This is a genomic window from Candidatus Amarolinea aalborgensis (assembly GCF_900491745.1).
Lineage (GTDB): Bacteria > Chloroflexota > Anaerolineae > SSC4 > Amarolineaceae > Amarolinea > Amarolinea aalborgensis.
Window position 1 is genome coordinate 292,608 of record NZ_UETR01000005.1, and the last position, 12,408, is coordinate 305,015.

General features: G+C 61.8%; 5 protein-coding genes. 3 read left to right on the forward strand and 2 right to left on the reverse strand.

What is annotated here, in order from left to right; translation table 11 throughout:
* The first annotated feature begins 165 nt into the window (after positions 1-165).
* Positions 166-2,727, forward strand: coding sequence for an ATP-binding cassette domain-containing protein (locus tag ACPQ6D_RS09360; protein ID WP_423224043.1), 2,562 nt, complete (start codon positions 166-168; stop codon positions 2,725-2,727).
* A 122-nt stretch (positions 2,728-2,849) separates the two neighbouring features.
* On the forward strand, positions 2,850-4,082 hold the full coding sequence (locus ACPQ6D_RS09365) for a sugar ABC transporter permease (RefSeq protein ID WP_423224044.1): 1,233 nt from the start codon (positions 2,850-2,852) through the stop codon (positions 4,080-4,082).
* A 199-nt stretch (positions 4,083-4,281) separates the two neighbouring features.
* Here the strand turns inward: ACPQ6D_RS09365 and ACPQ6D_RS09370 are convergent, their stop codons facing one another.
* Positions 4,282-10,128: an RHS repeat-associated core domain-containing protein gene (locus ACPQ6D_RS09370; protein ID WP_423224045.1), complete on the reverse strand. Its 5,847-nt coding sequence runs from the start codon at positions 10,126-10,128 to the stop codon at positions 4,282-4,284.
* A gap of 199 nt (positions 10,129-10,327) precedes the next feature.
* On the opposite strand from ACPQ6D_RS09370, the gene ACPQ6D_RS09375 reads away from it, so the two are divergent.
* Positions 10,328-10,909, forward strand: a complete 582-nt coding sequence (locus tag ACPQ6D_RS09375; protein WP_423224046.1) for a methyltransferase family protein — start codon at positions 10,328-10,330, stop codon at positions 10,907-10,909.
* Here ACPQ6D_RS09375 and ACPQ6D_RS09380 read toward each other — a convergent pair.
* On the reverse strand, positions 10,899-12,392 hold the full coding sequence (locus ACPQ6D_RS09380) for a choice-of-anchor Q domain-containing protein (RefSeq protein WP_423224047.1): 1,494 nt from the start codon (positions 12,390-12,392) through the stop codon (positions 10,899-10,901). The genes ACPQ6D_RS09375 and ACPQ6D_RS09380 overlap by 11 nt on opposite strands.
* Between the last annotated feature and the right edge of the window lie 16 nt (positions 12,393-12,408).

Below are 12,408 nucleotides of genomic sequence, written 5' to 3' on the forward strand. Positions count from 1 at the left end.
TTCCGCGATTCTTCTCACAGCGAAGGCCGGAAGCGGGGGAAATTGCCCCGACCAGACGGGTTAGTGCACCCACCGCTCTGTGGCTGGGCCGCTTACGCGACTCAGCCGCAGAGAATCGGGACAGAACTGGTCCTCTCATGCTTCACTTCGTCAGGAGTTAGCGCCATGCCTAATCAACCTCCCATCCTAGAGATGAAGAATATTACCAAGACTTTCCCCGGCGTGAAAGCGCTGAGCAACGTCAGCTTTCAGGTTGCCGCGGGCGAGATTCACTGCCTCGTGGGCGAAAATGGCGCGGGCAAGTCCACCCTCATGAAGGTCCTCAGCGGGGTGTATCCATACGGCACGTACGAAGGAGACATCCTTTTCAACGGGCAGGTGCAGAAATTCTCCGGCATCGCCGACAGCGAGAAGGTCGGCATCGCGATCATCTATCAGGAGTTGGCGCTCGTCCCCGAAATGACGGTCTATGAGAACATCTTCCTCGGCAATGAAATCAAGCGTGGCTTCATCGTTGATTGGAATGAAACCATCAAGCGGGCCACCGAAGCGCTCAAGCGCGTCAGACTGAACGTCAACCCGGGGACGAAGGTCAAAGATTTGGGCGTGGGCAAGCAGCAATTGATCGAGATTGCCAAGGCGCTGAGCAAGGATGTAAAACTACTTATCCTGGACGAACCGACCGCCGCCCTGAATGAGGATGACAGCGAAAACCTGTTGAACTTGATCCGTGAGCTGAAACAGCACGGCGTCTCCTGCGTGATGATTTCGCACAAGCTGAAAGAAGTTATCGCCATTGCGGACACAGTCACAGTCCTGCGCGACGGCCAGACGATCACCACCCTGGATGCGCACAAGGGCGAAGTCTCCGAACCGGTCCTGATTAAGCACATGGTCGGCCGCGAAATCAACAATATCTATCCGCAGCGCCAACGTAACCTGTTCCGGTCCACGGCCGCCGTCGTCGAGGAGGCGAAAGCAGCCGGCGTGAAGGTCATCTCGTATGACCGGCTGATCTCCGACACCACGGCGGTGGACTACTATGTGACCTTCGACAGCCCCGCTGTTGGGGCGCAGCAGGCGCAATACCTGGTTGACCATGCGCAGGGCAAAGGCAATCCGCTATATCTGTATGCCGGCGCCGCAACTGACAGCAACGCCTTCTTCCTCTTGCAGGGCGCGTGGGGTGTTCTCCAGCCCAAGGTCGCCGACGGCACTTTCGTCATCAAGAATTCAAGCCAGGCCGCCAGCTTGCAGGGGAATGCCGTTCTGACGCGCGAGCAGCAGAGCGCGATCATTCGCCAGATCGCGACCAACTGGGACCCCCGCACGGCCAGGAACATGGCGCAATCCAATCTTGCCCTGGCCAGCGCGGCCGACAAAGGTAACGTCTTTGTTCTTGCCCCCAACGACAATACCGCACGCGCGATTGCCGATGTGTTCACGGCCGATAAGGATGTCAAGAGCTGCCTGATCACCGGCATGGATGCCGAGGAAGCGTCAACCAAGTATATCCTGGACGGCAAGCAGTCCATGACGGTCTTCAAAGATGTGCGCGCCCTGGTGCAGACTGCAGTTGACGCGGCCGTGGCGCTGCTCAAAGGCCAGACCCCCGCAGCTAACGGGAGTTACAACAACGGGGCAATCGCTGTCCCGGCGCTCCAGTCTCCGGTAATCCCGGTTGACAAGGCCAATGTCAAGGCGATCTTGATTGACTCCGGCTACTACGGAGGCGCGGCGGCGGGCAAAGTTTCACAGGCGCCTGCGCCAGCGGGCAACCCCGTCGTCGGGATCGTCCTCCCAACTCAGGATGAACCGCGCTGGATCCAGGATCAAAAACGCTTCCAGGATGCCTTCCGCGCCGCCGGCTACAATGTCGAAATCCTGTTCAGCCAGGGCGATGCCGCCAAAGAGAAGGCGAACGTCGAAGCGCTGGTGAAGAAGGGCATCAAAGTTCTCATCATCTGCCCGCAAGGCGGCGGCGAAGTCGTGCTCGAGATCAAGAACTGGAACGCCTTCGATCCGGCGTTGGGCCGGGACATCCTCTACGACGTGAACTTCAAGGTCCGCAAGGGCGAGATCGTCGGCGTTGCGGGTTTGATGGGCTCTGGCCGCACCGAGCTGGCCCTGAGCCTGTTCGGCAACCCGAAAGGGTACCGGACCGAGGGAGAACTGTGGGTCGGCGGCAAGCAGCAGCATTTCAACCATCCGCACGACGCGATTGAGGCGGGCATGGCGTATGCAACCGAAGACCGCAAGGCGGCCGGTCTCATTCTGATCCAGGACGTCAAGCAGAACACAACGCTGGCGAACCTGCAGGAAATCGCCCGGCGCGGCGTCGTTGACAGCAACGCTGAGATCAAGATCGCGGAGGAATACCGGCGTTCGCTCAACATCAAGACGCCGAGCGTCGAGCAGAAGGTGGGAAACCTCAGCGGCGGCAACCAGCAGAAGGTCTGTATCGCCAAGTGGCTGTTTGTCAAGCCCGACCTGCTGATCCTGGACGAGCCTACGCGCGGCATTGACGTCGGCGCCAAGTACGAAATCTATACGATTATGGCCCGACTGGTGCAGGAGGGCATGAGCATCATCATGATCTCGTCCGAGCTGCCCGAGGTTCTCGGCATGAGCGATCGGGTGTACGTCGTCTCGGCAGGCAGGATCACCGGCGAGTTGCCGATCGAGGAGGCAACTCAAGAGAAGATCATGCAAATGGCTACGAGCTAATCAGGAACCCGCCTATGTTTGTCTCACCTTGTGACTCATGAGATGCGCTGTCACATGCCATCTCGCCGCATTGCACTATCGGAATCCCTGCCTGCAGGGTTCATGACACCAGGAGGCTTAGGATGACTTCTCGTCAAGCTGATCAAGTCCAAACCAAGACGCCGTTCTTGCAAAGTCTGGGAAAAATGGCCCGGACGAACGCCCGTGACTACGGCATGTATATCGCCCTGGTCGTGATCGTCGCGTTCTTCACCTGGCGGACGAATGGCCTCTTCATCTCGCCCAGGAATATCGCCAACCTGTTGAACCAGATGGGCTATATTGCCGTTCTGGCAACCGGAATGACGCTCGTCATTGTCATTCGGCATATTGATCTATCGGTCGGTTTTCTGTCAGGCTTCCTCGCTGCCATTGCGACCATCGGCATGGTGTCCCTCCACCTGCCCTGGTACCTCGTCATCCTGATCGCCTTGGCGATGGGCGTCGTAGCAGGAGCAGTCACGGCCCTTCTGGTGGCGTGGGTGGGCATTCCCGCTTTTGTCGCCACGCTCGGCGGCTGGTTGGTCTACCGGGGGCTACTGTCGCTGACACTGGCCGGCTCAGGCACCGTCATCATCCCTGATGAAAGCTTCAACGCGCTCGGCAATGGTTACATTCCCGACCTGTTTCCTGCCAACAGCGCATTTTTGCCAGGGGTGCACAAACTAACGCTCATCCTCGGCCTGGCGGCCATCATCTTGTTCATTGTGAGCGATATCAACAGCCGCCGCAAGAAGCAAGCCTACGGCTTCGAGGTTCTGCCGGCGAGTTTGAACACCTTGAAGTTGGTCTTTATCGCCATTGTGCTCGGAGCCATCACCTGGGTGCTCGCGGGCTACAATGGCCTCTCCTGGACGTCCGTCATCATGCTGATCGTCGTCGCCGTCTACCAGTTTATGACAACGCAGACAGTCCTGGGCCGGCACATCTACGCGATCGGCGGTAACCCGGAAGCCGCGCAGTTAAGCGGCATCAACGTCAAGCGCATTACCCTGTTTGTTTTCGCCTCGATGGGTTTCCTGTCCGCGCTGGCGGGCGTCTTGTTCGCGGCTCGGCTGCGGTCCGCGACGCCTACGGCAGGCAACGGCTTTGAGTTGGACGCGATCGCCTCGGCCTTCATCGGCGGCGCGTCGCCGGCTGGCGGCGTCGGCACGATCATGGGGTCGCTCATCGGCGCCCTGGTCTATATGTCTCTGACCAGCGGCATGAACCTGATGAACACCGATGCTTCGCTCCAGTACGTCGTCCGCGGCCTGGTGCTCGTCGTGGCGGTGATCTTCGACGTGACGACGCGACGCTCAAGCGGCGGCAAGTAGCCCACGCAAGCATCGCGCCGGCGGCGGTGACAACGGCCAACCCGAATCGAACCAGCGCCTAAAGATTGAGGAACGAAAAGTTCCCGTGTTCGCAACGAACACGGGAACTTGCTTTTTGCGGGCAGCGCCTAGGCGGCTGATCCCAGAGGAGGAAGGGCAAGATGCCGAATAGCCGGATCATCTCGCCCTTTTTGTTCATCTACGGCACCACGTAATCCTCGGTCTCGCCGTAGCGGAAGCCGCTGGCTGGCCCGTCGCCCACACTGTTGAGTGCAAAGGGCGTATCGCTCAGCGTGATACGCATCCACTGCGCCCGCGGCTCCGGTTTCCAGGCCCGGAAGGCCGGCGTCGTCAGTGTGTACGTGCCCGGGCCCTGGGTCAAGGCCAGGTTCTGCACGGCCCACTCCGGCGCTGTATTGGTCCCTCCGCAGTTGAGCGTGTCGTCCCACGCGCCATCGCGGTTCCAATCGAACCAGACGTTGACGTAGCGCGTGCGCCAACCGCCCGCCACCGTGACGGTGTAGGTAAAGCTGGTCAGGCTGCAGTGCGGCAGACTGATGCTGGCTGGCGTCACGCCATCATCGTACTCATCCCGATTCGAGAGCCCGGGCGGCGTGACCGGATCGAGATTAGGCCAGTCGGGGCCATCTTCGTCAGGGATCAGATCTGCATCGTTCTCTTGGCTGACCCACGCACCCAGCCAGGCATCCGCGCGAGGATAGCGGTGCATGGGGCCATACGGCGCGCCCAGGCCAGGGTCATAGACCGTGGGGAACGCCGCGGTCACAACCGGCGGGCCGGTATAGGCCACCATGCTGGCGCCATAGTGATTGGTGGAGTCCGGCGCATCGCCTACATCCCGGTAGAGCGGCACGGTCAGGGGGAACCACCACCACCAACGGGAGGGCCACCACCACCACGCGCCCCACCAGTGCCACCACCACCACGGGCGCCACCAGCCCCACCAGATCCAATTCAGCCCCCACCACCAGGGCCGCAGCGACCACCAGCACCACGACCAATAAGGCCACCAGTGCCAGCCCCACGTCCAGGGCCACCAATACCAGCCGCCCCACCAGTACCAGGGGCCCCACCACCAGGTGCCCCACCACCAGGGACGCCAGCCCCACCACCAGGGCCACCAGAAGCGGCCGCCCCACCAGGGCCACCAGCCCCAGCCGAACCACCACGGCCACCAGAAGCCGCCCCACCATGAGGGCCACCACCACCAACCCCAGCCGAGCCACCAGGGCAAGCCCCAGCCGCCCCAGTTAGTCCACCACCAGGGCCACCACCAGCCGCCCCACCACCAGGGCCACCACCACCAGCCCCAGCCAAATGTCCAGGGCCACCACCACCAGTTGCCCCACCACCACCAGGGCCAGGCGAAGTTACCCCACCAGCCCCACCACCAGCCGGACCACCACCAGCGCCATTGCCACCACCACCAGCCGCCCCACCAGGGATTGGCCGGCCACCACCAGCGCCACCACCACCAGCGCAGCCCAAACCAACCCCACGGGCCATACCACCAGCCCCACCAGCCATAAGGCTGGTAGAACCAGGCGCCGGCGCCCCACCACCAGGGATACCAGAACCACCACTGCTCGCCGGTCGGGTCGTTGTACGTGGCCGGGTTGTTGCCCACGTAGGTGTACAACGGCATCACCGAAAGCAGTTCCAGCGGATGCTGCCAGCACGATGGGCACTGCGATAGGATCAAGCCCTCATAGATGGGGTCGGTTTGCAGGAAGCGTCCCTCGGCCGGATTGTAGGTGCGTGTGCGGAAATCATACAGGCTGCTCGTGCGGTCGAGCGGCCGGCCGGTGAACAAGAGGTTGTTCGGCGGCGCTCCCACCGAACCGGTCTCGCTGTAGAGTTCGCCGAACGCCTTGTATTCGTAGCGTTTGACCACCGCGCCAACCTGGTCAATGATTTCACGTGTGGAGCCAAGCGCGTCTCGCAGGAAGAAATGCACCGTGGCGCTGCCCGGCACGATGCGCGCAACCTGCTCGTCAATCTGCTGCCCGAACAGGTAACTGGCGCTCAGGGTCGGCGCGCTGGTCGCGTTGCTGTACTCGGCCACGACATTAGGCCCATCGTACAGATAGCCCGTGCAGTTGTTCCCAGCGCCGTCGCAGTCCAACACCTTGTTGCCCAGGGCATCATAGGCGTAGGTGCGCGCCTGATTGGCAACCAGGTTGTTGTAGCTCTGTTGGCGGCCGCCGGGATCGTAGGCGAACTGCTCCATCACGGCCGATCCCACCACCGCCTGGCGCGTCTGCAAGTTGCCGCGCACATCGTATTGATGCTGAATGATTTGCGTCGGCGGCCCCCCGCCTGCCTCGAAGCGGATCGTCTGGGCAATCTGATGCGCCGCGTCATAGGTCGCATCCGTGCGTGCACAGGTGACGCCAGGATCGCAGCCGCCGCTGACCTCCTCGCGGCGCACCCGGTTGCCTACGTTGTCGTAGGTGTACCGGGTGTCGTAGGCCGTCGGCCCAGGCGGAATCGTCTGCACGCGCGTTTCGCGCGTCAGACGGCTCTGAGTCGCTGAATCGTAGGTGTATTGCATCTGCGTCGTCTGGCTGCCCTGCTCCACCGTCTCCTGCAGCCGATTGCCGTTGGCATCATACGTGTAGTTCAGGCGCGAGATCGGCGCGGTGCAACCTGCGTCCTGGCAGTTGCGCACCTGGCTCAAGCGGCCGGCGCCGTTGTACGTGTAGAAGCTGTAGCCGGCCGCCACACCATTCTTGCGATAGACGGACTGGATCACACGGCCTTCCAGATCGTACGTCTTGCTCTCTGTCGTCGTCAACGTGCCGCCGTTGTCGCTGCGCACCATCTGGGTCAGGCGATTCTTGGCATCCCAGGTCATGTCCACCTGGGCTGGCGTCGCCAACCCGGGCAGTTGATAGGTCTTGCGCGTCGGGTTGCCCACGGCATCATACTCATAGCCAATCGTGGCCGTCAGCGTGGGCGAGACGACCTGCGTGGTTTGCACAACGCGGTTGCGTGCGTCATAGACGAACGTGGTCTGCGTAGCCAACACGCCGCTGTCGTTGTAGTGCCTGGCCGCAGTCGTGTTGCCCACGGCATCGTACGTCTGATCATCATGGCTGCCATCGCTGTAATCGGTGCGCGTGATGCGGTTCTGGTTATCATAGGTGTAGTGCGTCACGCCGCCATCCGGCGCAATCTTATCAATCATGTTGCCCAGCAGATCGTACTGATAGCTTGTCATGCGGTTCAGCGGATCTTTGCTGCTGGTCAAGCGCCCGAGGTCGTCATACGCGTAAGTCCACACTCCCCCATTGGCGTCGGTCATCTGCGTGCGGCGGCCGCGGCTGTCATACTGGTAGAGGGTCGTATACCCGCCCTCGGATTGCTGGGCGACACGGCCCAGCGCGTCGAGCGTGGCCTGGATGCTGTTGCCCAGCGGCGCAATCATCCCCGTTTGCCGGCCCGCCGGGCTGTACTGAATCTGAGTCGTCTCGGGTGGGCCGCCCGTGACGCGCGTGGCCGCTGTCAAACGGCCATCGCTGTCATAAACGAACTGCGTTGTCTGACCGACGGTATTGATGACCCCGGTGGTATGGCCCAGCGCATCATATTGCATCTGCGTCACACCGCCCAAGGGATCGTTGACCTGCGTCATGCGGTTGGCATAGTCATAGCCAAAGGTCGTCGTTTGACTGCGGGCATTGGTCAAAGCGACCACGTTGCCGGCAGCGTCATAGCTGTAGGTGGTCGTTTGACCGAGCGCGTCCGTTTCGCTGGTCTTGCGTCCCGCGGCATCATAAGCAAAGGTTTCGGTCCGGCTGAGCGGATCGGTCACCTGAATGATGTTGCCCGCCAGGTCGTAATCGTAGACGTTCGATTTGCCGTCCGCGTTCGTCACCTGAGTCACGCGGCCGATGCGGTCAATGCGAAACGTCGTCGTCTGCCCCACCGCGTTGGTGATCGTGCGCGTACGGTTGGCGTCATCATAGGTCAGGGTCGTGGTCTGGCCCAGCGGCCCCACGACCTGGAGTGGGCGGTCCTGAGCATCGTAGGTGACTTGGGTCATCTGGCCGGCCGGGTCGGTCATGCGCACCATGCGGTTACCCGCATCGTACAGATACTGGGTGATGTAACCGGCGGCGTCCTTCACCGTCACCTTGTTGCCGCGACCGTCGTACGTATACTCGGTGGCGCGGCTGTCAGGGTCAGTGGACGAGAGCAAGTTGCCCACGGTATCGTACACCATCTGGGTGACGGCGCTCTGCGGCGAGGTGACGCGCGTTTGGCGATCAAACGGATCGTACTGGAACGTTGTCGTGCCGCCGCCCGGCTTGGTTTCACTCACGCGGCGGTTGAGGCTGTCATAGGTGAACGTGGTAGCGTTGCCGCCCGCGTCCACGGCCTGCGCCAGGTTGCCGTTGCTGTCATAGATATTCTGCGTGACTCGGCCCAACGCGTCGGTGATTTGCAGAGGCTGGCCGCGGCTGTTGTTAGCAAACTGCGTCGTATGCCCCAGGGGGTCCGTGGAGCTGAGCAGCTGGCAGGTTGTTGGGCTGTAGGTGCTGCTGGTCACCGCGCCCTGTGCATCCCTGACCATCGTCTGATTGTTGCACAGGTCATAGGTAAAGCGGGTTTCCAGCCGTTCGGTCGCGGCGGGGTCGGGGTGCGCAGATTGGATGCGCAGCAGGTTGCCGCGGCTGTCATACTCGTAGTGATTGCCGTCGCCGCCGCCGAGATGCAGCAGATTGCCCCGGCTGTCCCACTCGTACAGAATGGTCATGCCAGTGGCGCTGTTGCTCACCTGGCTGACCCGTCCACTGGTGAGCGCAAATTGCACCGTGGTGACGCGTCCCAACGGGTCTGTCACATCGGTCTGGCCAACGCCGTAGCTGTAAGTCTGCGGCAGAGAGGCGCCTGGCCGCTGCAGCGAAGTCAAACGCGCGAGGCCGTCATACTGATACTGGGTGATATCGCCGCGGGCGTTGGTATCGCTCTGCAGAAGGTCGCTGGCGCCATAGCCATACGTGCGCCAGGTCACACCGTAGCGATTCACGCCAGTCAAATCGCCCGCGCCGTTATAGGCATAGGTGACCTGCCGCCCCGTGTGATCGGTCACGCGCTGCAAGGTGCCGTTGGTGTTATAGACAAACTGCAGCGCCATCCCCGAGGTGCTCTCTGCCTGCGCCAGGCGCCCGCTGCTCGGCGCGTACGTCAGCGTATAGCCATTGCCGCTGCGGTCGAGCACACTGGACAGATAGCCGGGCGCCACGGGATCGGTCAGGAGACGAAAGCGGTAAATCAGGCCATCGCGTGTACGCATTTGCGGGCCGGTCGGTTCGCTGGTGATTTCGCTGAATACACCGTCGGCCTGATAGCCTGTCCACAGTTGATAGGCCGGCTCCACGGCGCTGCACGGCAGTCCGAATGCAGCGGCCACGGTCTGCACATCCACCACGTCGGTGCGGTTATCGGCCGGCAGATGCACATCGAAGAAAACGTCGAAAAAGGAATCGGGAAATTGCGCGCCCCAATGCTCTGCATCCAGCTGCACATCGAGCACATCAATGGGCGTGGCGCTGCGATTGACATCCTGGCGGCAGCTCAGCGGATAGTCAATGATCTCACCGTCGCCCTTGTGCAGGCGCAGGCCGCTGCTCGTCTGCTCCAGGTAGACATTCAGGCTGTGCGTCCATTTGCGGCCGATCGGCGTCAAGGTGGATTGGGCCTGGCTGTTGTAGACAGTCTGCAGGCCAAAGGTGGGGCCGACGCCGTTGAACTGGAAGTGCGTGTCACTGGCGATCAAATTGCCGTTCGTGACATTGACCCCGTCAATCAAATGGACCGGCGCGTCGGCCGGGTTGCCGTTCTCCTTTTGTCCCATGCCCAGGCCATTGCGGCCAGGCGGAGGCAAAAGCTGCGGCGCCGTCGGTTCAGCAGGCGCACTGCGTGCGACGCGGTCAGCCTGCGCCAGCGGCGTCATGGTCAAGACGAGAATCACGAGCCATGTCAGAACGAGATAGAGGCGACGGCTAGATCTGGACATTCTAACCTCCTGTGTTCAACACCACAAAAAAAGAACGCAAGGTCGGTTGGCGCCAAGAGCATCAGAGGGGAAACCGGCAGCGGGAGGAGGGAGTCATCAACTCAGTGGGTGAAAAGCGAGCTCGTCGCGGTTCAACGTCTCAAGCTGGCCTCAGCAATGAAACTGACGCCTATTCCTGGGTGGCTGTTACAGGCCTCTTGTGCTACAATTTGCGGCGGCGGCTCAGGCAGTCGCGCCGACTGCGGCCGTCGGCAGCGATGAACCAGGCGCAGGGCAAACGGAGGGTGATATCAAACCAACAGAATCGTGGTGGAAGAACCGACGCGGCGAGTGGTATGTGATCGTGCAAGGGATACTTCTGATCCTGGTCATCGTCGGGCCAAAATCATTGCCAGGCCTGCCGCGCTGGACGGGCGGCCCGACGATCAGCGCCACCGTGGCAGGCCTGGCGCTCGCAGTCGTTGGGGGCCTGCTGCTGGCGACCGCCTTACTTCGCCTCGGCCCCAACCTCAGCGCGCTGCCTCACCCGGTAGCGGGCGCCAGTCTCGTCGCCTCAGGCCCGTATCGGTTGGTGCGCCATCCCATTTACGCGGGAATCATCCTGGCGGCGCTGGGCTGGGGCGTGCTGAACCGCAGCAGCCTGGGCGTACTCTACGCGCTGGCGCTGTTCATCTTCTTCGATCTCAAATCACGGCGTGAAGAGTTTTGGCTGCGGCAGGCATTGCCCGGCTATGACGACTACCGGGCGCGTGTGCGCAAGTTGATCCCGTTCATTTACTAACCATGCCGGGAAGTGGACAGGTGTACCCAAAATCCGCTGTTACCAGGCTAATGTCCACAACATTGACCAGGCCGTTGTTGTCCAGATCATAGACCGGATCGTTACTCAGCCAGCTCAGCGCGCTGGCCTGAATGTCGGCCACCGTCACCGCCAAATCATGATTGAAATCGCTTCTCAGGAGACACAGACTCTCCACGGCGCCGCTGTCACATCGCGCGGCCCCGTCGCCATTACCATCGCGTGGGCGGGTCAAGCCGGTTTGATCGGCCGTTTCGCAGGCTGCGCCGCCGCTGCCAGGTGCGGCCGGATTCCCCCGGTCAATCAACCGGCTGCCGGCGAGCGGGGCATGGGTCAGCGTGGCGCCGCCGTGATTGCCCAGCGGCCCCAATCTGGCATTGATCGGGTTGGCCTGTGTTCCAATCTGGTCGCCAGTGGCCGCGGTCAACGCGCAGCCGCGATTGTTGCCAATCAGGTTATAACCAAGCGATGTTGGCGAACCGCTGCAGTCAGGAGACAGTTCCGTCGCGCCTTGGTGGTTGCCGGCCAGCACGCTGTTCTGCAAGGTCAAGATGCCGGTAGACACATGGACGCCTCCAGATCCGGTTCCGCCGCTAGAATCCGAATTTCCCAGGTTGGCCGTGATCGTGACATTGCTCAGTGTCACATTGCCCGCCATGAAGATCGCACCGCCGGCATTGGTGGCCTGATTACCACTGAACGTACTGTTCTGCACCAGCATTTGACCGCCAGCGCCGATGTTGATGCCGCCGCCGGACGCGCTGTTGACAGCGGTGTTGCTTATGATGGCGCTGGCCGTGATGGTCACTGTGCCCGAAGCATCAATACCGCCGCCGTTGCTCGAATCGGATGTGTTGACTTCAATCGAGCTGCCGCTGACCGTGAGGTGCGAGGCATTCAGGCCAAAAATACCGCCCCCGGCCGGGCTTACGCTGTCGCGCACCACGCTGTCCGCCAGCAGCAGGCGAGTGTTGGCCTGCAGCATCAGGCCGCCGCCCGCCCCGGATAACATGGCATTGCCGTGACGTATCGTGACGCCGCTGATCTGCACGACGCTGCCGCTGGTCACCAGATGAAAGACCCGATCCAGCGCGCCGCCGTCAATGATCGTCGTGGGGGCGCCGGCGCCAATCAGCGTCAGATTGTCGCGAAGGTCAAGGTCGCCCATCGCCGCCAGGTCCTCACCAATGCCTGGAATCGTGAGCGTGTAGACGCCCGCGGGGAGCATGATGGTGTCCGCTCCGGTGAGGGCGTTGGTTTCCTGAATTGCCGCACGCAAGGTGCACTGGTTGTTCGGCTGTGCACTCGAATCACATTGGCCATCACCGGCCACCAGGTCCACCGCATCGTTCAGACTGTTGACTGTGAAGGTCGCAGCCGGTGTACCGACCGCCGTGCGGCGCGGCGAATCATGCCAGCCAAACAGGGCGCCCAAAAGCGCCATCAGCAGCAGAACAATCTTCATGGTATTCTCCTTTGGT

Bases quoted from the DNA above. Each gene is read 5' to 3' on its own strand.
- ACPQ6D_RS09380 (WP_423224047.1), bottom strand. From the start codon at position 12,392: ATGAAGATTGTTCTGCTGCTGATGGCGCTTTTGGGCGCCCTGTTTGGC.
- ACPQ6D_RS09360 (WP_423224043.1), top strand. From the start codon at position 166: ATGCCTAATCAACCTCCCATCCTAGAGATGAAGAATATTACCAAGACT.
- ACPQ6D_RS09370 (WP_423224045.1), bottom strand. From the start codon at position 10,128: ATGTCCAGATCTAGCCGTCGCCTCTATCTCGTTCTGACATGGCTCGTG.
- ACPQ6D_RS09365 (WP_423224044.1), top strand. From the start codon at position 2,850: ATGACTTCTCGTCAAGCTGATCAAGTCCAAACCAAGACGCCGTTCTTG.